The organism is Pseudomonas oryziphila (assembly GCF_003940825.1).
In the GTDB taxonomy this organism is placed as follows: Bacteria; Pseudomonadota; Gammaproteobacteria; order Pseudomonadales; family Pseudomonadaceae; genus Aquipseudomonas; species Aquipseudomonas sichuanensis.
Genome location: NZ_CP034338.1, coordinates 5,611,560 through 5,634,383 on the forward strand (window position 1 = coordinate 5,611,560; position 22,824 = coordinate 5,634,383).

Sequence of the window (22,824 nt, forward strand, 5' to 3'; positions counted from 1 at the left end):
GGACCTAGCGCTCGGGGGGACTTTGTTGGCCAAAATCGAGGACGGTCAGCGAAACCGCATGAAGGCATTCGCGGGTAAACCCGCTCCCACAGGGTTTGCGTCACCTGTGGGAGCGGGTTTACCCGCGAAGGGCCGCAAAGCGGCCCCAAGAGGCTCAAGCCAGGGCTGGCTGTGCCTGGTTCTCCGGATGCAACGGCAGCAACGGCGAGTGCGGGTCGTTGTCGATCGACGCACGCCACACATCGATCCACGCCGCGTTGTGCTCGGCCCAGACCTGCCCGTGCAGGCGCGACAGCGCCACCGGGTCGCTCAGCAAGGCCAGGCGGGTGTTGCCGTCCAGGCCTTTGGGGCCTACTTCCAGCGCCTTGGCCACGCGCTCGTCACGCAAGGTTTCGATCGCCTTGGACTGACCATGGCGCGCAGTGGCCATGGCGCAGGCCAGGGCGTTCTGGCGCGGGTCGACCACGGCGCGGACGAAGCCGTCGTGCAGGGCGTGCCAGCGGTTCTCGTGGGTGTACTGGTCGGTGGCCAGCAGCTCCTGAGGCGTGGCGTACTCCTCGGGGATGAGGAACAGCTTCTCGTCCTTGGCCGCCAGGCCCAGGCGCGTGCGGCTGGAGATCACCGACACCGGGATCGACAGCAGCAGCGAGCCAACGATAGGCGCCAGCCACCACAGGAAGCTCGGGTTCAGCCAGGCCACCAGGGCGGCCCAGGCAAAGCCCAGCAGGGTCTGCGGGCCGTGGCGACGCACCGCTTCGCTCCACGGCGTGGAGTCGTCGTCACGCTGCGGCGAGTTCCAGGTCGCGGCCCAGCCGAGGAACGCGGCCAGTACGAAACGGGTGTGGAAGATCATCCGCACCGGTGCCAGCAGCATGGAGAACAGCATCTCCATCAGCATCGACAGGGTGACCTTGATGCGCCCGCCAAACTCGGTGGCGCCCTTGGCCCAGATCAGGATGACGCTGAGCAGCTTGGGCAGGAACAGCAGCACGATGGTGGTGGAGAACAGCGCGATGGCCTTCTCCGGGTGCCACTGCGGCCACAACGGGTAGAGCTGGAACGGCTCGATGAAGTACTGCGGCTCCATCAGGGTGTTGGTCGCCAGCAGCGCGGTCGACAGCACCAGGAACAGGAACCACAGCGGCGCCGACAGGTACGACATCACCCCGGTGAGGAACACCGCACGGTGCACCGGGTGCATGCCCTTGACCAGGAACAGGCGGAAGTTCATCAGGTTGCCGTGGCACCAGCGACGGTCACGCTTGAGCTCGTCGAGCAGGTTCGGCGGCAGCTCTTCGTAACTGCCCGGCAGGTCGTAGGCAATCCACACGCCCCAGCCGGCACGGCGCATCAGCGCGGCTTCGACGAAGTCGTGGGAGAGGATGGCACCGGCGAAGGCGCCCTTGCCGGGCAACGGCGCCAGGGCGCAGTGCTCGATGAACGGCTTCATGCGGATGATCGCGTTGTGGCCCCAGTAGTGCGATTCGCCCAACTGCCAGAAGTGCAGGCCGGCGGTGAACAGCGGGCCATACACGCGGGTGGCGAACTGCTGCATGCGCGCATACAGGGTGTCCATGCCCGAGGCTTTCGGCCCGGTCTGGATGATGCCGGCGTCCGGGTTGGCCTCCATCAGGCGCACCAGGCTGCTCAGGCACTCGCCGCTCATGACGCTGTCGGCGTCGAGCACGACCATGTACTTGTACTCGCCACCCCAGCGACGGCAGAAGTCGTCGAGGTTACCGCTCTTGCGCTTCACGCGGCGACGGCGACGGCGGTAGAAGATGCGGCCGAAGCCCTTGGCCTCACGGCACACGTCCAGCCAGGCCTGCTGTTCGGCCACGGCGATGTCGGTGTCGTTGGTGTCGCTGAGCACGAAGAAGTCGAAGCGGTCGAGGTTGCCGCTGGCAGCCACCGACTCGAAGGTGGCGCGCAGGCCGGCGAACACCCGTGGCACGTCTTCGTTGCAGATCGGCATCACCAGCGCGGTGCGCGCCTCGGCGGGGATCGGCTCGTTGCCGGCACTGCTGCCAGAGATGCGGTACTTGTCACGCCCGGTGAGCAGCTCGAGGAAGCCCATCAACGCGGTCCAGAAGCCCGCCGAAACCCAGCAGAACAGGATGCCGAAGAGGATCAGGATGGAGGTCTGCAGCGCGTACGGCCACACCTGTACCACGGTGTCCCACAGCGGCTGGTGCAGCACTTCCTCGAGGTCGACGAACGACCAGCCCTGGTACGGCAGGATGCCCTTCATGTACCAGCCGGCGACGATGGTCTGGCCGATCATCAGCGTCAGCAGGATATAGCGGCGGATCGAGCCGACCGTGCGCCAGCGCGCCGGCGGCAGCTCGCGCTTGGGCGGCTGCGGGGCGTTGGTGCGGCCGGTCATGCGTCGCCACATGCGGATCAGCACGTTGGTGCGCCACGGCTCGGGCACGACCTTGGTGCGCTTGATCGGCGGGGCGATCTTCAGGCACAGCCGCCCGCTGCCGTCGACGCCGAGCATCTCGGCCTCTTCCAGCTCGGCGGCGCTGCCTACGGTAAGACGGGAGCCCACCGAGGCCTGCACGGCCTCGGCGGTGCCGGCGGCCGGGTTGGCCGCCAGACGTTGGTGCAGCTCGTTGAACGAGGTGCAGCTGGCGAGTTCCGCGCGCTGCTCGTCGCTCAGGGGGAGATGGGCCAGGTATTCGCCAAGCGATTCCGGCCTTGCGCTTGAGTTACTCATCGGCAGGCAACTGATAGCTCCAGGTCTCGGTCAGCACTTTTTCGGTGGTGGCCGGGGTACCGGTGGTGGATGCCGCGTCGGCGGCGGGTTGCTCGGCCTTGGCTTTCTCGGCCTTGGCCTGGGCGTGCTTGGCCTCAGCCTTGTCCTGTTTGGTTTCCTTGGCGGGCTTCGGTTGCTCGACCGGAACGTCACGCAGCAGCGCGGCGCGCATCTCGGTGGACTTCTTCGGATCCTGCACCTTCAGGCGCAGGGTGAGACGCCAGCCTTTGGTCTCGGGGTTGTAACGCAGGTTGTTCTCGACCACTTCGGCGTTGTCGCCGACGCTGACCTGGCTGCGCACGGCGGTGTCTGCAGGCAGTGCCGCCAGGTTCGGGCCGACGAAATCGACCAGCAGGGCGACGCTGCCGTCGGTCTGGCGGATCAGGTTGGACTGCTTGACGTCACCGGCGGAACGCAGGGTCTGCTTGACCCACCCCAGTTCCTGGGAGTGCAGTTGGTCTTCCTTGATGGTCCAGCGCAGGCGGTAGTCGTATTCGAACGGCTTGCCCGGCTCAGGCAGGGTTTCCGGGCTCCAGAACGCAACGATGTTGTCGTTGGTTTCGTCGGCGGTCGGGATCTCCACCAGGTCGACGGTGCCTTTGCCCCAGTCGCCTTTCGGCTCGATCCAGGCGCTCGGGCGCTTCTCGTATTCGTCGTCGAGGTCTTCGTAGTCGCTGAAGTCGCGCTGGCGCTGCAGCAGGCCGAAACCACGCGGGTTCTCGACGCTGAAGTTGCTCACGGCCAGATGTTTCGGGTTGTTCAGCGGGCGCCACAGCCACTCGCCGTTGCCGGCATGGATCGCCAGGCCTTCGGAGTCGTGCAGCGCTGGGCGGTAGTTCATGATCTTCGACGGCTGGTTAGGGCCGAACAGGTACATGCTGGTCAGCGGGGCAACGCCCAGGCGGCTGACGTGGTCACGCAGATAGACGCGCGATTTGACGTCGACCAGGGTGTCTTCACCCGGACGCAGGGTGAGCTTGTAGGCACCAGTGGAGCGCGGCGAGTCGAGCAGGGCGTAGATCACCAGGTGCTTGTCGGTCGGCTTCGGCTTCTCGATCCAGAACTCGGTGAAGCGCGGGAATTCCTCGCCCGACGGCAGCGCGGTGTCGATGGCCAGGCCACGGGCCGACAGGCCATAGCGGTGGCCCTTGCCGACCACGCGGAAGTAGCTGGCGCCCAGCAGGGTCATGATCTCGTCCTGCTTGTCGGCCTTGTTGATCGGGTAGAGCACCCGGAAGCCGGCGTAGCCGAGGTTCTTGGTGGCGTCGGGGTCATGCGGCACGTCACCGAACTCGAAGCGGCTCGGGTCGTACTTGATCTCTTCGACTTTCTTGGCGCTGATCTGGTTGATCTTGACCGGCGTATCAAAGTGCATGCCCTGGTGGTAGAACGAGAGCTTGAACGGCGTCTTGTCCTTGGACCACTCGGCTTTTTCCTGCAGGAAGCGGATCTTCTGGTAGTCGGCGTACTTCATGTCGCGGAACACCGGCGGCAGGTTGCTCTTCGGTGCTTCGTACTTCTGGCCGGCCAGATCCTTTGCCTTGGCTGCAACATCATCCAGATTGAATGCCCACAACTGGCCCGCGCTCATCAGGCCGACCAGCGCAGCGCCGGCGAGCATCGCCTTGCGCAGCCGAGTGCTGGGGATTCTTGGTGCAAAACTGGGGCTTACAATCACGAGCAATCCTCGCCGAAAACAGATCATGAAACCAACGGCCAGCGACCAATGCCGGGTTGGCGAGCACTGTTCGGACCCCGTGAGGGCGTAATGATTCCCCAAACGGATCCAGACAATACTCGGGTCAAAGTGAAACGAACCTGCGAACGCAGGTTCAAGCAGCGCGCGATTATCCAGCAGGTCGCGTTACAACGCATCAGGCTGGAGTAACTATTTATCGTACAAAACCCCTTGTTTTCCTACAAACAAGGGGTTTTTTGACCTCATATTTGTAACATAAATGTTACCGGGCCATCATTCACCAGGTGCACCTGCATGTCTGCACCGAAGCGACCGCTCGCCACCTCGGGGTGCTGGCGCTGTGCCTGCTGCAAAAGATAGTCGAAAAGCTCGGCGCCGAGGGCCGGCGGCGCGGCCGTCGAAAAGCTCGGGCGCATGCCATTGCGGGTGTCGGCGGCCAGGGTGAACTGCGACACCAGCAGCAAGCCGCCGCCGACATCCTTGAGCGAGCGGTTCATCTTGCCCTGCTCGTCACTGAATACCCGATAGTTAAGCAGCTTGTGCAACAGCTTGTCGGCGTGCTCGGGCGAATCTTCAGGCTCGACCGCGACCAGCGCCAGCAGGCCCTGGTCGATGGCGCCGACGATCTCCCCGGCCACTTCGACCCGGGCGCCGCGCACGCGCTGAATCAGGCCCTTCATGCCTCTTCCAAAGGCAGGTCGAGCAGACGCCGGGCCATCTGGTCGGCGGCACGCACCAGGGCGTCGGTGATGCCTGGCTCGGAGGCGGCGTGGCCGGCATCGCGAATCACCTTGAGCTCGCTGTTAGGCCAGGCCTGGTGCAGTTCCCAGGCGTTGTCCAGCGGGCAGATCACGTCGTAGCGGCCATGCACGATCACTGCCGGCAGGTGGGCGATCTTCGGGATGTCGCGGATCAGCTGGTTTTCTTCGAGGAAGGCGTTGTTGGTGAAGTAATGGCATTCGATACGGGCGATCGACAGCGCGCGCTGCGGCTCGGAGAAGCGGTCGACCACCAGCGGGTTCGGGCGCAGCGTCGCAGTGCGGCCTTCCCAGGTCGACCAGGCCTTGGCGGCGTGCATCTGGGCGATCTGGTCGTTGCCGGTGAGGCGCTTGTGGAAAGCCTGGACCAGGTCGCCACGCTCTTCGGGCGGGATGGGCGCGATGTAGTCCTGCCAGTAGTCGGGGAACAGGCGGCTGGCGCCTTCCTGGTAGAACCAGCTGATTTCCTGTGGACGGCACAGGAAGATGCCCCGCAGGATCAGGCCGTGCACGCGCTCGGGGTGAGTCTGGGCGTAGGCCAGGGCCAGGGTCGAACCCCAGGAGCCACCGAACAGCACCCACTTGTCGATCCCCAGGTGCTCACGGATACGCTCGAGGTCTTCGACCAGGTGCCAGGTGGTGTTGTTCTCCAGGCTCGCATGGGGCGTGGAACGGCCACAGCCGCGCTGGTCGAAGGTGATGATGCGGTACAGGTTGGGGTCGAAGTAGCAGCGGCTCTGGGCATCGCAACCAGCGCCCGGGCCACCGTGGATGAACACCACCGGCAGACCTTCCGGCGAACCGCTTTCATCGACATACAGCACATGCGGCGCTTCCACGGCCAGATCGTGCCGGGCGTAGGGTTTGATCTGCGGGTAGAGGGTCTGCATTGCGCACTCCGTGTGAGGAATTATTCTGCCGTTGGGCATCATAAACCTGAATTGCGCGAAGAGCATGTGTCCGTGTGAATCGTCGGGGTTTTGGGGTTATTGGCGATGGGGGAGTGGTGGGGCGTGATGCTTTGGAGGGCATGGTTTGGGATTGCGTCAGGGCTGGCAGGTGTTCGACAAGGGATCTTCAGCGCCCTCGAGATCGAGCGCCGCCCGCGCGGCGCATCGCTGGCAAGCCAGCTCCCACATCTATGGTTACCCCCATTTCTGCAATACTGTAGCGAGATGTGCGTGAGTTTGGTTTGCGTCAATCTATACGGCGTCGTGTGGGAGGTCAGTCCCGCGCCTCGATGAAAGTCGCGCCCGACGAGCCTTAATATTTGTTCGGCTTCTGAAGCCGAGTGGGAGCTCAGGTTGATCGCCAGGCCGGTGTACCGTTCACGTCATCTGTGTGCAGCATCGCAAAACCAGGTGGTTACAACTCGTGTGTCCGCAGGGTCAAGCGCTCATCGCGCTTGCCCCTGCATCAAATTCGCTGTGATGTGCGGTGATGGCCCAGGCGATGCGGGCCAGTTTGTTGGCGACAGCGCACACCACCAGGTTAGGGTGGTGAGCGCGTAGCAAACCACGCACCCAGTCCGCCAACTTGCCGGATTGGCGCTCCAGTCCCATCAAATAGACCCTCGCGCACTGGATCAGCAGTCGTCGTTGATTGCCATCTCCGCGCTTGCTGATTCGCCCCAGGCAAGGCTTGCCACCCGTCGTATGTTGCCTGGGAACCAGGCCTACGGAAGCTGAGTAATCTCGCCCACAACGGAACTGCTTGCCGTCCCCCAGTTCCGCAGCCAGGGCGGTAGCGGTGATCGGGCCAATACAAGGTATCGACATCAAACGAGAAGCGAGATCATCGCTAGCGGCCTGGCCATGCACTTCTTTGTCCAGCGCTTTGACCCGATCGTCGAGGTAGCTGAAGTGGGTGTGCAGGTCCAGCAGCAGCTTTTTGATCAGCGGTGAGAAAGTGCTGTCGTCCAGTACGATGGGGAGTTCACGGACCGCTTTGAAGCTGGGCGGCAAACTGATCCCGACCTCCAGCAAATACGCGTGGATGCGGTTCATGGTGGCGGTACGGTCCCTGATGAAGCTGTCACGCAGTGAGTTGAGCATCGCCAACGCCTGCTGGGCTTCCGTTTTGGGCTGCACGAAGCGCATTTGGTCACGAGTTGCCGCCTCGCCAATTGCGGCAGCATCGGCGAAGTCGTTCTTGTTGCTCTTCACGTAAGGGCGAACGAACTGGGCAGGAATGAGCTTGGGCGTATGGCCCAGCCTCGTGAGCTCTCGGGCCATGAAATGAGAGCCGCCGCAGGCCTCCATCGCCACGGTGCACGGTGCAAGATTGGCAAGGTGGCGCATGAGCGTTTCACGGTTGAACTTGCGGTGATAAAGCTCATGACCCCGATCATTCTGCGCGTGGACATGGAAGCTCAGCTTTCCCAAGTCGATGGCGACGATGGCGACAGTGTTCATGGCGTTGCACTCCGAATAGGCACCCTGTGAAAGCTTAGGGGCTCACACAGGGTGAGGCGGGGGTAGCCATTTCATTATCTGTTTCGGGCCAATGAGTCCTGTGAAAGTACCGCTGCCCGTTTTGGCGCATGTCTTGAGTCATGTGAAGCAGCGTTAGCGACCACGCCAGAACCGCGTCGTACCAACAAGGCGGACCAGGTAATGGCACAGGAGAGACTGGCCCGAAACAAATGTGGGAGCTGGCTTGCCAGCGATGCGCCGCGCGGGCGGCGCTCGATTTCATAGGCGCCGAAAGGGTCGTGGCGAACACCTGCCAGCCCTGACGCGGTCGACCGCCCTACCCTCGCGAACCACCCCGGTACCGCTCCTCACCCCACGCCAGCACCGTCTCCAACAGGCGCTTGAGCACCACCTGCGTCGGCTGCGCCAGATCTTCGCGGTAGGCGAACGGCTCCACCTCATTCATATAGGTGCACTGCCCCAGCTCCAGCTGCACGGCATGGATGTGATTGGCCGGATCACCATAGTGGCGAGTGATGTGCCCGCCTTTGAAGCGGCCATTGAGCACATGGGTATAGGCCGGGAACTCGGCGCAAACACCCTGCAGCCGCTCAGCCAACACCGGATCGCAACTGGCGCCATTGAAGGTCCCCAGGTTGAAATCCGGCAATTTGCCGTCAAACAGATGCGGTATCACCGACCGGATCGAGTGCGCATCCCACAACAACGCATAACCAAACTCTTCACGCATCCGCGCCAGTTCGCGACGAATCGTGTCGTGGTACGGCCGCCAGATCTGCTCCAGGTACACGGCCCGCTGTTCAACGCTGGGCGCCTGGCCTTCCTTGAACAACGGCTCCCCCTCGAACAGCGTCGCCGGATACAACCCGGTAGTAGCCCCGGCGTACAACGGCTTGTCGTCATCCGGCCGGTTCAGGTCGATGACGAACCGCGAATACTCCGCCGCCACCACACTGGCCCCCAACTCGCGGGCAAAGTCGTACAACTGCGGAATATGCCAATCGGTGTCGGGCAGGCTGCGCGCCGCGTCGACCAGGCCATCACGCACCGCGTCGGTCAGGCCAAGCCCGGCATGGGGCATGCTGATCAACAACGGCAGGCGGCCCTGGTGGAAACTCAATACCTTGTCCATGTCGCCTCGCTCAGTGGGTTATCTCGTGACCCAGGCGCACCACGCGCTTGGGCAAGTCGCCGCCGAGCCAGTAGCTGAGGTCGGCGGGGCGCTCGATCTGCCAGGCGACGAAATCGGCCACCTTGCCGGCCTCCAGCGAGCCATGGCTGTCGCCCAGGCCCAGTGCCGTGGCGGCATGCACGGTGACGCCGGCCAGCGCCTCTTCCGGGGTCATGCGGAAACAGGTGCAGCCCATGTTCAGCATCAGGCGCAGTGACAGCCCCGGCGATGTGCCTGGGTTGAGGTCACTGGCCAGGGCAATCTTCACCCCATGTCGGCGCAGGGCCTCCATGGGTGGCAGCTGGGTTTCACGCAGGAAGTAGAAGGCCCCCGGCAGCAGCACGGCGACGGTGCCGGCCTCGGCCATGGCGATGGCGTCTTCCTCGGTCATGAATTCCAGGTGGTCGGCCGACAGCGCCTGATAACGCGCTGCCAGGCTCGAGCCATGCAGCGACGACAGCTGCTCGGCATGCAGCTTGACCGGCAGCCCCAACTCCCGCGCCTTGATGAACAGGCGTTCGACCTGGGCCGGGGAGAACGCCAGGTGCTCGCAGAACGCATCCACCGCATCCACCAGGCCCTCGGCCGCCAGCGCCGGGAGCATTTCGTCGCAGATGTGGGCAATGTAGTCGTCCGCCCTGCCCGCGTACTCCGGCGGTAGCGCATGGGCCGCCAGGCAGGTGCTGCGCACGGTCAGTGGCAGCGCCTCGCCCAGGCGCCGGGCCACACGCAGCATCTTGCGCTCGTTGGCCAGGTCCAGGCCGTAGCCAGACTTGATCTCGAGCGTGGTGACGCCATCGCGCATCAGCGCCAGCACCCGCTGCCGGGCACTGGCGAACAGCGCGTCCTCGCTGGCCGCGCGGGTGGCCCGCACGGTGCTGGCGATGCCGCCGCCCTGGGCGGCGATCTCGGCGTAGCTGACGCCCTGCAGGCGCTGCTCGAACTCACCGCTGCGGTTGCCACCGAAGACCGCGTGGCTGTGGCAGTCGATCAAGCCGGGGGTGACCCAGGCATTGCCCAGGTCCACCGTGCGCTCGGCCGCAACCGGCGGCAGTTCACCCCGTGGGCCGATCCATTCGATCAAGCCGTCGTGGGTGACGATGGCCGCGTCCTCGATGATCGAGTAACGGCCCTCGGCCATGGTTGCTGCATGGCAATGCTGCCAGAGGGTTCTCATTTGCAATCTCCTGAACTAGCGGTGCAGCTCGGCCGGTGCCTGGGCCGACCCGCCCTGCCCTGCGCGCGGCTTGCACCACAGCAGGTAGGAGGCGACCAGGAACACCACCCAGATCACGCCGACGATCAATGCCGCCTGGGTATCCGGGAAGTAACCGAGCACACCGAAGATGAACACCATGAAGGCGATGGCCAGGGCCGGGCCATAGGGCCAGAACGGTACCGGGAACTTCAGTTGCGCCACCTGCTCACGGCTCATGCTGCGACGCATGGCCACCTGGGTGACCAGGATCATCAGCCAGACCCACACGGTAGCGAAGGTGGCGATGGACGCGATCAGCAGGAACACGTTTTCCGGGATCAGGTAGTTGAGCAGCACGCCGATCAGCAGCGCCCCGCCCATGACGACCACGGTCATCCACGGCACGCCGTGCTTGGACAGCTTGCCGAAGCCACGCGGCGCCTGACCGTGCTGGGACAGGCCGTACATCATGCGGCCAGCGCCGAAGATGTCGCTGTTGATCGCCGAAATGGCTGCCGAAATCACCACGACGTTGAGCACCGCTGCCGCCGAGCCAATCCCCAGGTTGCTGAAGATCTGCACGAACGGGCTGCCTTGGCTGCCGATCTGCGGCCAGGGGTACAGGCACATCAGCACGAACAGGGTCAGCACGTAGAACAGCAGGATGCGCAGCGGCACGGCGTTGATCGCCTTCGGGATCACCCGCTGCGGGTCTTTCGCCTCACCGGCGGTAACGCCGATGATCTCGATGCCGCCGAAGGCGAACATCACCACGGCGAACGAGGCGATCAGGCCGCTGACGCCATTGGGCATGAAGCCGCCATGCTCGAACAGGTTGCTCACGCCGACAGCGTGGCCAGTGCCCACCTGGCTGAAACCGAAGGCCATGATCCCCAAGCCTGCGAGGATCATCGCGACGATGGCGCCGACCTTGAGCAGCGACAGCCAGAACTCCATCTCGCCGAACACCTTGACGTTGCACAGGTTCAGGCCGCCGATCAGGAACACGATGCCCAGCACCCAGATCCAGCGGGCGACTTCGGGGAACCAGAAGCCCATGTAGATACCGAAGGCGGTCACGTCGGCGATGGCGACGATGACCATCTCGAAGGCGTAGGTCCAACCGAGGATGAAGCCGGCCATGGGGCCGAGGTAGGTACTGGCGTAGTGGCCGAAGGAGCCGGCCACCGGGTTGTGCACGGCCATCTCGCCGAGGGCGCGCATGACCATGAAGACGGCGGCGCCACCGATCAGGTAGGCCAGCAGCACGGCTGGCCCGGCCATCTGGATGGCCGAGGCGGAGCCGTAGAAAAGCCCGGTACCGATTGCCGAACCGAGCGCCATGAAACGGATATGCCGGGCAGATAGCCCGCGGGTGAGGCCTTGAGCTTGTTGCATGTCACGTCCCTATATTGTTCTTGTGGTCGTGATGTCTGGATGGGGTCTGCTGCGCAGCCCTTCGCGGGTAAACCCGCTCCCACAAAGGTTGCGCTGAACCTGTGGGAGCGGGTTTACCCGCGAAGGGGCCGCAAAGCGGCCCCCGAAGGCATTACAGGCTTGGCAGGACGCCGGCCGGCAGCAGGCCGGTCAAGGTGCCTTTGGCCAGCAGCTCGGCAGCTGCCTCGATATCCGGCGAGAAGAAGCGGTCGCGGTCATAGTGCGGCACTTCACGGCGCAGAGCCTGACGCGCCTGCTCCAGCTTGGCGGAGGTTTTCAGGCCTTTGCGCAGGTCCAGGCCCTGGCAGGCACCCAACCACTCGATAGCGATCACGCCACGGGTGTTCTCGGCCATTTCCCACAGACGCTTGCCGGCAGCCGGGGCCATCGACACGTGGTCTTCCTGGTTGGCCGAGGTTGGCAGGCTGTCGACGCTGTGCGGGTGCGACAGCGCCTTGTTCTCGCTGGCCAGCGCGGCGGCAGTGACCTGGGCGATCATGAAGCCGGAGTTGACCCCACCGTTCTCCACCAGGAATGGCGGCAGCTGGGACATGTGCTTGTCCATCATCAACGAGATGCGGCGCTCGCTCAGCGAGCCGATCTCGGCGATGGCCAGGGCCAGGTTGTCGGCGGCCATGGCCACTGGCTCTGCGTGGAAGTTGCCACCGGAAATCACGTCGCCTTCGGCGGCGAATACCAGCGGGTTGTCGGACACGGCGTTGGCTTCGATGCCCAGCACTTCGGCGGCCTGGCGGATCTGGGTCAGGCAGGCGCCCATGACCTGTGGCTGGCAGCGCAGGGAGTACGGGTCCTGGACCTTGTCGCAGTTCTTGTGCGACAGCGACACTTCACTGGAGTCACCCAGCAGGTCGCGGAAGCAGGCGGCGGTGTCGATCTGGCCACGCTGGCCACGCACTTCATGGATACGGGCGTCGAAGGGCGAACGCGAACCCAGTGCAGCTTCAACGCTCAGGCCACCACAGGCGATGGCTGCGGCGTACAGGTCTTCGGCCTGGAACAGGCCGCGCAGGGCGTAGGCGGTGGAAGCCTGGGTGCCGTTGAGCAGGGCCAGGCCCTCTTTCGCGGCCAGGGTCAGTGGCTCCAGGCCGGCAACGGCCAGGGCCTCGGTAGCGTTCAGCCACTGGCCCTTGTGGCGGGCCTTGCCTTCGCCCAGCAGCACCAGCGACATGTGCGCCAGCGGGGCCAGGTCGCCGGAGGCGCCGACCGAACCTTTGAGCGGGATGTGTGGGTAGACTTCGGCGTTGACCAGGGCGATCAGGGCGTCGATGACTTTGCGGCGGATGCCGGAGAAACCACGGCTGAGGCTGTTGATCTTCAGCACCATGATCAGGCGCACCAGGTCGTCGTCCAGCGGCGCGCCGATACCGGCGGCGTGGGACAGCACCAGCGAGCGCTGCAGGTTTTCCAGGTCATGGCTGGCGATGCGGGTCGAGGCCAGCAGGCCGAAACCGGTGTTGATGCCGTAGGCGGTGCGGTCTTCGGCAATGATCTGCTCGACGCAGGCGACGCTGGCGTCGATGGCCGGGGCGGCGCTGGCATCCAGTTGCAGGCGCACGGGCGCAGCATGAATGGCGCGCAGCTGGGCCAGGGTCAGGGTGCCAGGCTTGAGGGTCAGTTCGGTCACTTCGCTACTCCAATCGCTTGTGGCCGCAGGCCCTGTGTTCAGGGTCCCCGCAGGCCACTTCTTGTTGTTCAGTATCACCCTTGTGGGGTGCGATCCAAAGCGCGGCAATCAGCCGGTGATCATTGGCAGGTCGAGGCCCTGCTCCTTGGCGCAGTCGATGGCGATCTGGTAACCGGCATCGGCGTGGCGCATCACGCCGGTGCCCGGGTCGTTGGTCAGTACGCGGGCGATCCGCTCGGCCGCCTCGTCGGTACCGTCACAGACGATGACCATGCCCGAGTGCTGGGAGAAGCCCATGCCCACGCCGCCGCCGTGGTGCAGCGATACCCAGGTGGCGCCGCCTGCGGTGTTGAGCAGGGCGTTGAGCAGTGGCCAGTCGGAGACCGCGTCGGAGCCGTCGCGCATGGCTTCGGTTTCACGGTTGGGGCTGGATACCGAGCCCGAGTCCAGGTGGTCGCGGCCGATGACGACCGGCGCCGACAGCTCGCCGCTGCGGACCATTTCGTTGAAGGCCAGGCCCAGCTTGGCGCGCAGACCCAGGCCAACCCAGCAGATACGGGCCGGCAGGCCCTGGAAGCTGATGCGCTCGCGGGCCATGTCCAGCCAGCGGTGCAGGTGGGCGTCGTCCGGGATCAGTTCCTTGACCTTGGCGTCGGTCTTGTAGATGTCTTCGGCGTCACCGGACAGCGCAGCCCAGCGGAACGGGCCGACACCGCGGCAGAACAGCGGGCGGATATAGGCCGGGACGAAGCCTGGGAAGTCGAAGGCATTGGCCACGCCTTCTTCCTTGGCCATCTGGCGGATGTTGTTGCCGTAGTCGAAGGTCGGGATGCCCTGCTTCTGGAAGTCGAGCATGGCTTGCACGTGCACGGCCATCGATTGCTTGGCGGCCTTGACCACGCCAGCCGGGTCGGTCACTGCGCGGTCGCGGTACTGCTCCCAGGTCCAGCCGGCTGGCAGGTAGCCGTTGAGCGGGTCGTGGGCGCTGGTCTGGTCGGTGACCATGTCCGGGCGCACGCCACGCTTGACCAGCTCAGGCAGGATTTCGGCGGCGTTGCCGTGCAGGGCGATGGAGATGGCCTTGCCTTCGGCGGTGTACTTGGCGATGCGGGCCAGGGCGTCGTCGAGGTCGGTGGCCTGCTCATCGACGTAGCGGGTTTCCAGGCGGAAATCGATGCGGCTCTGCTGGCATTCGATGTTCAGCGAGCAGGCACCGGCCAGGGTCGCGGCCAGTGGCTGGGCGCCGCCCATGCCGCCCAGGCCTGCGGTCAGTACCCACTTGCCTTTCAGGCTGCCGTTGTAGTGCTGGCGGCCGGCTTCGACGAAGGTTTCGTAGGTGCCCTGGACGATGCCCTGGCTGCCGATGTAGATCCAGCTGCCGGCGGTCATCTGGCCGTACATGGCCAGGCCCTTGGCATCCAGTTCGTTGAAGTGTTCCCAGTTGGCCCAGTGCGGTACCAGGTTGGAGTTGGCGATCAGCACACGGGGGGCGTTGCTGTGGGTCTTGAACACGCCGACCGGCTTGCCCGACTGCACCAGCAGGGTTTCGTCGTCTTCCAGGCGGGTCAGGGTCTCGACGATCTTGTCGTAGCACTCCCAGTTACGCGCGGCACGGCCGATGCCGCCGTACACCACCAGTTCCTTGGGGTTTTCGGCGACCTGCGGGTCGAGGTTGTTCATCAGCATGCGCAGCGGCGCTTCGGTCAGCCAGCTCTTGGCGGTCAGCTTGTTGCCACGCGGGGCACGGATTTCAACGTCACGGTATTTGTTGTTGTCAGTCACGGGGATGTCCTCTGCGGTCATGCGACGGCATGTGTGTGTGTCGTGGTGCTATACAAACACATCTTTACTTGTATGTACAAGCATGGACAACCAAAAATTCCGGACCGTTCCTCCGAAATGCATCGCGGGGCAAGCCCGCTCCCACAGAGCCCTGCACAGGTTCCGTGGGAGCGGACTTGCCCCGCGATAGTGCAGCAGCTGGTTTAGCGCGGCATCAGCTCGATCAGGCAGAACCGCCCCTGCACGTCCAGCGCCAGCAACCCTTCGTTGCCTTCCAGGCGCAAACAGTCATACCGGCCCAGCTGTTGGGTCTCGTGCCCGGTCAGCCCAACTTCAACGTGATTGCTCGCGGCAAACAGCAACACCGTCGAGGCCGAGCTGAACAGCCGGCTGGTGCCATCGAACCACTGCAACCGTGCGTGATAGCGCTGCGGCGCATAGATCAGGTTGAAATCCCGGATCGCCCCACCCAGCAGCTCGCAGCTGACCTGGCTCTCGCCGCTGAAGGCGAAGGCGTCGAATGGCAGCAGGGGCCTGCTGGCCTGGCCATCGACCAGCAGGCGCATGCCATCGCCCTGCAGCACGGTGATGATGCGCTGGTAACCGGCGAAGGTGGAAAAACCGCCGGACGCTTCGATGTCGGCGATCGACAGGCGCCAGCCGAAGCCGTCCAGGCCGTCGCCGGCATCGCGGGTGATCTCTTCGGTGAAACCGCCACCGTTCTTCCAGGGCATGCGCGGGTAATCCTGCGCACGCAACAACTGCAACGCACTCATTTACTGAATCGTCCTTCCAGGCGATGACGGGAACCGGGGTGGATCAGGCGCGCGGCGGTGACCGGCTGACGACCCGACCAGGTGCGGCGGCGGATCAACAGGCAGGGCTCGCCACGCTCGATCTGCAGCAGCTGGCACTCATCGGGCTCGGCAAGTATGGCCTCGACCACGTGCTCGCCTTCGGTGAGCGGTGCCACCTGCGACAGGTAGGCGTAGGGCGTCTGCCGGGTGAAGTCCTGCTTGAGGTAGTCGGGGGCGATGGCGGCGTTTACGTAGCGGTCCTCGATCTGCACCGGCACGCCGTTCTCGTAATGCACGATCAGCGAGTGGAACACCCGCTGGCCTTCACGCATGTCCAGGGCCAGGGCACGCTCGGAGCCGGCGGCCTCTTCGGCCAGAGTGACCACCTGGCAGCTGTGCTGGTGGCCGCGACCGGCGATCTCGTCGGCGATGTTGTTGACCTCGAACAACGCCGAGCGGCTCTTCGGCTCGGCGACGAAGGTACCGACACCCTGCATGCGCACCAGCAGCCCTTCGGCAGTGAGCTCACGCAGGGCACGGTTGATGGTCATGCGGCTGAAACCCAGCTCGCTGACCAGCTCGCTCTCCGACGGCACCCGGTGATGCGGCGGCCAGCTGCCGTTTTCGATCTGCTGGGCGATCATCTGCTTGACCCGGGCATACAGCGGCGCCGGCCCTTCGCCCATCTGGGCAACCAGCGCGGAGACAGGAGGTGTCGGCACGGCGTTGAATCCTTGTACGGTTGGAGTGAACGGTAGCTTGCCGGAGTTTACCCGGCAGGCAAACGGCTGTATATGTATATACAAGTTAAACAATAACAGGATTTCACCGATGTCCGCCTATTTCGCCGAACGCGCCCTGCTACCCACGGGCTGGGCCCGCAATGTCCGCCTGGAGGTCGCCGCCGATGGCCGGCTGACGGCGGTCGAGGCCAATGCCAGCGCCGAGGGCGCCGAGCGCCTGGCCGGCCCGCTGCTGCCGGGCATGCCCAACCTGCACTCGCACGCGTTCCAGCGGGCCATGGCGGGGCTGGCGGAAGTGGCCGGCAACCCCAACGACAGCTTTTGGACCTGGCGCGACCTGATGTACCGCCTGGTCGGGCGCATCACCCCGAAGCAGCTGCAGGTGATCGCCCGTCAGCTGTACATCGAGATGCTCAAGGCCGGCTACACCTCGGTGGCCGAATTCCACTATGTGCACCATGACCACGACGGCCAGCGCTACGCCGACCCGGCCGAGCTGTCCCGGCGCATCAGCGCCGCGGCAGCCGCCAGCGGCATCGGCCTGACCCTGCTGCCGGTGCTGTACAGCCACTCGGGCTTCGGCGGGCAAGCGCCCAACGACGGGCAACGGCGCTTCATCAACTCCACCGAACAGTACCTGGCGCTGCAGCAGCAGCTCGCCCCCGTGCTGGCGGCGCAGCCGGCGCAACAGCTGGGGTTGTGCTTCCACTCGCTGCGCGCGGTGACGCCTGGGCAGATCGCCGAGGTGCTCGGCGCCAGCGACAAGCAGTGCCCGATCCACATCCATATTGCCGAGCAACAGAAGGAAGTCGACGACTGCCTGGCCTGGAGCGGCCTGCGCCCCCTGCAATGGCTGTATGAGCACACCGAGGTCGATTCACGCTGGTGCCTGGTGCATGCCACCCACGCCGAGCCCGATGAAGTCACCGCCATGGCCCGCAGCGGCGCGATCGCCGGCCTGTGCCTGACCACCGAGGCGAACCTGGGCGATGGTATTTTCCCGGCGGTGGACTACCTGGCCCAGGGCGGGCGCATGGGGATCGGCTCTGACAGCCACGTGTCGCTGAGCGTGGTCGAAGAGCTGCGCTGGCTGGAATACGGCCAGCGCCTGCGCGACCAGCGCCGCAACCGCCTGTACCGCAACGATCAGCCGATGGTCGGGCGCACCTTGTACGACGCCGCACTGGTGGGCGGCGCCCAGGCGCTGGGCCAGCCGATCGGCGAACTGGCCGTGGGCAAGCGCGCGGACTGGCTGGTGCTGGACGGGCAGGACCCGTACCTGGCCGTGGCGGACGGCGACGCCATCCTCAACCGCTGGCTGTTTGCAGGCCACGATCGCCAGGTGCGCGATGTGATGGTCAACGGGCAGTGGGTGGTGCGCCAGGGGCGCCATGGCCAGGAAGCAGAGAGTGCGCTGGCGTTTGTCGAGGTGCTGCGCCAGTTGCTGGGCTAATTGAAGGGCCATTCGCGGGCAAACCCGCTCCCACAGGCTCGTGTAGATCCTGTGGGAGCGGGTTTACCCGCGAAGCATTTAACGCGACTTCAATGCCGGGCAACGATTTCCTTGTCCGCCGTGCGCCAGATCAGCCGGCGGGTGTCATACCCCTGCTGGCGCGCCTTGGCCAGCAGGTTCTCGCGCTCCCACGCCGGCAACGACGGCGTGCGCGACAAAATCCACAGGTACTTGCGGTCCGGGCTGCCGACGATCGCGGTGCGGTAACGCTCGTCAACGAACAGAATCCAGTAATCACCCTTGGCCACACCCGGCACCAGGCGAGTGAACCAGTTGTCGAACTCCACCCACAGCTTGTCGGTATGCCCGGGCTGTTGCGTGGTGGCATGGCCTTCGGCGCGCAGCCACTCGTCACCCAGAGTGCGGCAGCGGTTGAGCACGCCCACCGTGCCGTCGGGCTTGAGGTTGTAATGGGCCTCGGACTGGGCGCAGCCTTCCTGGTACTTCATCGGCAAGCGCGCCAGCTCGAACCACTTACCCTGATAACGCTTGAGGTCCACCGCACCTGCGGTCTTCGGTGCCAGCGGGTCGGTGGCGGACGTGGCACAGCCACCCAGCAGCATCACCAGGCACACACTCAACAGCAGGTGCAGACGCCTCATTTGAGGCCCTGCCCGGAGTACATCAATACTTTGTCCGCCGCGTACTGCACGCTGATGAAGCTCTTCTCGTCACCCCAGGTGCAGCTGCTCATGCCCAGCGCGCCGGAGCACTCGGTGGGCGTGCCGAGCAATTGCTCGACCTCGGCCTTGTTCATGCCGGCCTTGAGTTTGGAATAGTTTTCCTGGTTGATCTTGCTGCAGGCAGTCAGGACGACGCACAAGGACAACAGGGCGAGGGAACGCAACGACATGAAAGTGACACTCCTGGAGGTGGATACACAGGTTCTGAGAGGCCTGCTGGGAGCTTAGAAGGGAAAAAGGGCTCGCGGTTCCCTGCCATCCGAGGTTTTCCTGCCGCACCGCCAGTCGGTATCTGCGCAAACGATTAATGTTTTTTCCGGCACTGACGACACAGCTTCCGACGGTGTGGCTTTTCGCCGCACCTGCCCTCCTCCGTGCCCGTGCGCAGACTTTCTAAAAATGACCAAGAACCTCAAGTTCAGCCACAAGATCCTGCTGGCTGCCGCCCTGGTGGTGGCCGTTGCCTTCACCTGCTTCGTGCTGTTCAACGATTACCGACAACGCCAGTCCCTGCGCAGTGACACGGAGGCCACTCTGCAGGACCTGGGCAATCTCACCGCCGGTAACATCCGCAACTGGCTCGACAGCCGTATCCAGTTGCTCAACACCCTGGCCCAGCAGGTCGCCGTGGACGGCCCGGGCAAAGCCAGCCTGGACCGCAGCCTGGCGCTGCCGGTGTACGCCAACAACTTCATGCTCAGCTACTTCGGTGGCCAGGACGGCAGCATGCAGTCGGTGCCAGTAGGCAGCCGCGCAGCCGACTACGACCCGCGCGTGCGCGGCTGGTACAAGGCGGCCACTGCCGCCGGCCAGACCATTGTCACCGAGCCGTACATCTCGGCCTCGGCCGGCAAACTGGTGATCACCCTGGCCACCCCGGTGCAGCAGGCCGGCCGCCTGATCGGCGTGAGTGGCGTCGACACCGACCTGCAGACCATCAGCAACCTGATCAACACCCTCGACTTCGACGGCCGTGGCCACGCCTTCATCGTCAACGGCGAGGGCAAAATCCTCATCCATCCCAAAGGCGAACTGGCGCTCAAGACCCTCAGCGACGTCTACCCGGCCAACACCCCGCGCATCGGCAGTGGCCTGAAAGAAGTCGAGGTCGATGGCCGCAAGCAGTTCATCAGCTTCACCCATGTCGACGGCGTGCCGTCGGCGGACTGGTACGTCGCGCTGGTACTCGACCAGGACGCAGCCTTCGCCATGCTCGGCGAACTGCGCACTTCGGCGGTGGTGGCGACCTTGATCGCAGTGATCGTGATCATCGCCCTGCTCGGCCTGCTGATCCGCGTGCTGATGGAGCCGCTGCACGTAATGGGCCGCGCCATGCATGACATCGCCGAAGGCGAAGGCGACCTGACCCGCCGCCTGAAGATTCACGCCCAGGACGAGTTCGGCAGCCTGGCGCAGTCGTTCAACCGCTTCGTCGAGCGTATCCACGAATCGATCCGCGAAGTGGCCTCGGCCACTGGCCAGGTCAATAGCGTGGCGGGCCAGGTGGTCAGCGCCTCCAATGCCTCGATCCACAATGCCGACCAGCAGTCCAGCCGCACCAGCAGCGTGGCTGCGGCGATCAACCAGCTCGGCGCCGCCGCCCAGGAGATCGCCCAGAACGCCGCCCTGGCCTCGCAGCACTCCAGTGCCGCGCGTGGCCTGGCCGAGGAAGGCCAGCAGGTGGTTGGCGAAACCATCGAGGTGATGAACCAGCTGTCGGCACGCATCAGCGATGCCAGCGGCAACATCGAGACGCTGAACAACCACACGGTGAACATCGGCCAGATCCTCGATGTGATCAGTGGCATTTCGCAGCAGACCAACCTGCTGGCGCTCAACGCCGCCATCGAAGCCGCCCGCGCGGGCGAGGCCGGCCGTGGCTTTGCCGTGGTGGCCGATGAGGTGCGCAACCTGGCCCATCGCACCCAGGATTCGGCGCAGCAGGTACAGCGCCTGATCGAGGAGTTGCAGGCCGGCGCGCAGATGGCCGTGAGCACCATGAACCAGAGCCAGCAGCACAGCGACCGCAGCGTCGGCATCGCCAACCAGGCCGGCGAACGCCTGGGCAGCGTCACCCAGCGCATCGGCGAGATCGACGGCATGAACCAGTCGGTGGCCACCGCCACCGAAGAGCAGACGGCCGTGGTCGAATCGATCAATGTCGACATCACCGAGATCAATACGCTGAATCAGGAAGGGGTGCACAACCTGCAGAGCACCTTGCGTGCCTGCACCGACCTGGAGCACCAGGTGGAGCGGTTGAAGCATCTGGTAGGGAGTTTCAGGATCTGATTCGATAACGTGGTAGCGGGCTTGCCCCGCCATTGCGATGTCAGACCCACCATCGCAATCGCGGGGCAAGCCCGCTCCCACAGCTACCGCTAGAAGCTAGAAGCTAGAAGCTAGAAGCGGGAACCAGGCTCCAGCAAGAAATCCATCTCCTCGCTAGTACTCGGCCGCTCCAGCAACAGGTTGCGGTGCGGGAAGCGCCCGAACCGGGCAATCACCCGCTGGTGCTGCTGGGCATAGTCGAGGAAGCCTTCGAACAACCGGCGATTCGCCTCCGGCTGTTCACCCAGCAAGATCTGGTAGCGCTCGACGCACAGGTTCTGCCAGTCCAGCACCTCGGCATGCTCCAGCACCAGCAGCACGAACACCCGCTGGATCGGCAGCAGCTGGTAGTCCCAACCCTTCTGCAAACCCTGCATGGCCACCACCTGCGCCCGCCGGTCGCCCTCGAAGGCGCGCGGCGTGTCGCGGTGGATCATGCGCGGCAGCTGGTCCAGCAGGATCAGCAAGCCGAGCCAGCCCTGCGGGCTCTGCTGCCACTCGTCGAGGCCGCCCGCCAGGGCGTGCTCCATCAAGTCGCCGAACAACGCCTGGGCTTCGGCATCGTGATGCTTGCCGAACCACAGCGTGCTCTTCTCGTCAGCCACGGCCTGGGGGCTGCTGCCCCAACCGAACCACCACTCCAGCAACGGCTGCCAAGGTGCGAGCATGGTTTACTCCTTGTGGTACGCGGTGACGCGCTCGACCTCTTCCTTCGAGCCGAGGATCACCGACACGCGCTGGTGCAGGCCCTCTGGCTTGATGTCGAGGATACGCTGGTAACCGTCGGTGGACGCACCGCCGGCCTGTTCGATGATGAACGACATCGGGTTGGCTTCGTACATCAGGCGCAGCTTGCCCGGTTTGCTTGGGTCGCGGGCGTCGCGTGGGTACATGAACAGGCCGCCACGGGTCAGGATACGGTGCACGTCGGCCACCATCGAGGCGATCCAGCGCATGTTGTAGTTCTTCTTCAGCGGGCCGGTCTCACCGGCCAGCAGCTCGCCCACGTAGCGCTGAATCGGGGCTTCCCAGTGGCGCTGGTTGGACATGTTGATGGCGAATTCGGCGGTGCTTTCCGGCACGCGGATGTTCTCGTGGGTGAGCACGAAGCTGCCCAGCTCGCGGTCCAGGGTGAAGCCCTTGACGCCATTGCCCAGGGTGAGGATCAGCATGGTCTGCGGGCCATAGATGGCATAACCGGCGGCGACCTGCTCGGTGCCTGGCTGCAGGAAGGCGTTCTCGTTGAGGCTTTCGTTCTGGCTCAGATATTGGTTAGGGCAACGCAGCACCGAGAAGATGGTGCCGACCGAGACGTTGACGTCGATGTTCGACGAACCGTCCAGCGGGTCGAAGACCAGCAGGTAGGCGCCTTTGGGGTACTTGCCCGGGATCTGGTAGGCGTTGTCCATCTCTTCGGAGGCCATGCCGGCCAGGTGGCCGCCCCACTCGTTGGCTTCGAGCAGGATGTCGTTGGAGATGACGTCGAGCTTCTTCTGCACTTCGCCCTGCACGTTTTCGGTGCCCATGCTGCCCAGGACGCCACCCAGCGCGCCTTTGGAGACGTGATGGCTGATTTCCTTGCACGCACGCGCCACCACTTCGATCAGGAAGCGCAGATCGGCAGGGGTGTTGTTGCTGCGGGTCTGCTCAATCAGATAGCGACTCAGGGTAACGCGGGACATGTATGGCTCCGAAAAGGAAAGGGGGAGAAAAACCCCCGCAGTTTACAGGGAGTGTTGCGGGCTAGCGAGCAAAGAGACTCGTTGGACGACGTTGAGTTCAGCTCGCCGAGGGCCAGCTGTCGGCCAGAGAAGCATCGCGGGGCAAGCCCGCTCCCACGTGTTGCCAGCGTGGGAGCGGGCTTGCCCCGC

Annotated in this window: 18 protein-coding genes and 1 pseudogene; 3 read left to right on the forward strand and 16 right to left on the reverse strand. The window is 64.6% G+C overall.

Features of this window, described 5'->3' with window-relative positions:
• Nucleotides 1-154: 154 nt before the first annotated feature.
• From mdoH to hutC, 12 genes are all read right to left on the reverse strand, one after another.
• The gene (gene mdoH / locus EJA05_RS26135; RefSeq protein ID WP_125860792.1) at nt 155-2,722 is read right to left on the reverse strand and encodes a glucans biosynthesis glucosyltransferase MdoH; all 2,568 of its coding nucleotides are present in this window, start codon (nt 2,720-2,722) and stop codon (nt 155-157) included.
• On the reverse strand, nt 2,715-4,439 hold the full coding sequence (locus tag EJA05_RS26140; RefSeq protein ID WP_322359551.1) for a glucan biosynthesis protein G: 1,725 nt from the start codon (nt 4,437-4,439) through the stop codon (nt 2,715-2,717). Before EJA05_RS26140 ends, mdoH begins: the two co-directional genes overlap by 8 nt.
• A 263-nt stretch (nt 4,440-4,702) precedes the next feature.
• Entirely contained in the window at nt 4,703-5,140 is a 438-nt protein-coding gene (dtd, locus tag EJA05_RS26145; protein ID WP_110994117.1) for a D-aminoacyl-tRNA deacylase, read from the reverse strand.
• Entirely contained in the window at nt 5,137-6,108 is a 972-nt protein-coding gene (gene pip / locus EJA05_RS26150) for a prolyl aminopeptidase (protein WP_125465856.1), read from the reverse strand. The genes dtd and pip overlap by 4 nt, the downstream gene beginning before the upstream one ends.
• 498 nt (nt 6,109-6,606) lie before the next feature.
• Nucleotides 6,607-7,632, reverse strand: a complete 1,026-nt coding sequence (locus EJA05_RS26155; protein WP_125860794.1) for an IS110 family RNA-guided transposase — start codon at nt 7,630-7,632, stop codon at nt 6,607-6,609.
• A 337-nt stretch (nt 7,633-7,969) separates the two neighbouring features.
• Nucleotides 7,970-8,785: an N-formylglutamate deformylase gene (hutG, locus tag EJA05_RS26165; RefSeq protein WP_125860796.1), complete on the reverse strand. Its 816-nt coding sequence runs from the start codon at nt 8,783-8,785 to the stop codon at nt 7,970-7,972.
• A 10-nt stretch (nt 8,786-8,795) separates the two neighbouring features.
• Entirely contained in the window at nt 8,796-10,001 is a 1,206-nt protein-coding gene (gene hutI, locus EJA05_RS26170; protein ID WP_125860798.1) for an imidazolonepropionase, read from the reverse strand.
• A 15-nt stretch (nt 10,002-10,016) separates the two neighbouring features.
• Nucleotides 10,017-11,420, reverse strand: coding sequence for an amino acid permease (locus EJA05_RS26175; RefSeq protein WP_125860800.1), 1,404 nt, complete (start codon nt 11,418-11,420; stop codon nt 10,017-10,019).
• A 151-nt stretch (nt 11,421-11,571) separates the two neighbouring features.
• On the reverse strand, nt 11,572-13,104 hold the full coding sequence (hutH, locus tag EJA05_RS26180) for a histidine ammonia-lyase (protein WP_125860802.1): 1,533 nt from the start codon (nt 13,102-13,104) through the stop codon (nt 11,572-11,574).
• Nucleotides 13,105-13,212: 108 nt separating this feature from the next.
• Nucleotides 13,213-14,886, reverse strand: a complete 1,674-nt coding sequence (gene hutU, locus EJA05_RS26185; protein WP_038706939.1) for a urocanate hydratase — start codon at nt 14,884-14,886, stop codon at nt 13,213-13,215.
• Between the two features lie 203 nt (nt 14,887-15,089).
• A complete protein-coding gene (locus EJA05_RS26190; protein WP_110996502.1) occupies nt 15,090-15,662 on the reverse strand; it encodes a HutD/Ves family protein in 573 nt (190 codons plus the stop codon).
• The gene (hutC, locus tag EJA05_RS26195; protein WP_189654580.1) at nt 15,659-16,369 is read right to left on the reverse strand and encodes a histidine utilization repressor; all 711 of its coding nucleotides are present in this window, start codon (nt 16,367-16,369) and stop codon (nt 15,659-15,661) included. Before hutC ends, EJA05_RS26190 begins: the two co-directional genes overlap by 4 nt.
• A gap of 145 nt (nt 16,370-16,514) precedes the next feature.
• Between hutC and EJA05_RS26200 the strand changes: the two genes are divergently transcribed.
• Entirely contained in the window at nt 16,515-17,879 is a 1,365-nt protein-coding gene (locus EJA05_RS26200) for a formimidoylglutamate deiminase (RefSeq protein WP_125860804.1), read from the forward strand.
• Between the two features lie 89 nt (nt 17,880-17,968).
• Here EJA05_RS26200 and EJA05_RS26205 read toward each other — a convergent pair whose 3' ends face one another.
• Together EJA05_RS26205 and bamE are read right to left on the reverse strand one after the other, a co-directional pair.
• On the reverse strand, nt 17,969-18,541 hold the full coding sequence (locus tag EJA05_RS26205; RefSeq protein ID WP_125465864.1) for a lipocalin family protein: 573 nt from the start codon (nt 18,539-18,541) through the stop codon (nt 17,969-17,971).
• Nucleotides 18,538-18,792 carry an outer membrane protein assembly factor BamE domain-containing protein gene (bamE, locus tag EJA05_RS26210; protein ID WP_079230016.1) on the reverse strand — a complete coding sequence of 85 codons (255 nt, stop codon included), beginning with the start codon at nt 18,790-18,792 and terminating at the stop codon, nt 18,538-18,540. Before bamE ends, EJA05_RS26205 begins: the two co-directional genes overlap by 4 nt.
• Before the next feature lie 229 nt (nt 18,793-19,021).
• Here bamE and EJA05_RS29000 point away from each other — a divergent pair.
• Nucleotides 19,022-20,059 (forward strand): annotated as a pseudogene (locus EJA05_RS29000) (HAMP domain-containing protein); the annotation flags it as partial.
• 129 nt (nt 20,060-20,188) lie between these two features.
• Nucleotides 20,189-20,914, forward strand: coding sequence for a methyl-accepting chemotaxis protein (locus EJA05_RS29005; protein ID WP_371923757.1), 726 nt, complete (start codon nt 20,189-20,191; stop codon nt 20,912-20,914).
• Nucleotides 20,915-21,024: 110 nt separating this feature from the next.
• Here the strand turns inward: EJA05_RS29005 and EJA05_RS26220 are convergent, their stop codons facing one another.
• Both EJA05_RS26220 and EJA05_RS26225 read right to left on the reverse strand, forming a co-directional pair.
• Nucleotides 21,025-21,621: a DUF924 family protein gene (locus EJA05_RS26220; protein ID WP_125860810.1), complete on the reverse strand. Its 597-nt coding sequence runs from the start codon at nt 21,619-21,621 to the stop codon at nt 21,025-21,027.
• A gap of 3 nt (nt 21,622-21,624) precedes the next feature.
• Complete coding sequence (locus EJA05_RS26225; RefSeq protein ID WP_125465868.1) at nt 21,625-22,635, reverse strand: class 1 fructose-bisphosphatase; 1,011 nt, start codon at nt 22,633-22,635, stop codon at nt 21,625-21,627.
• Nucleotides 22,636-22,824 lie beyond the last annotated feature (189 nt).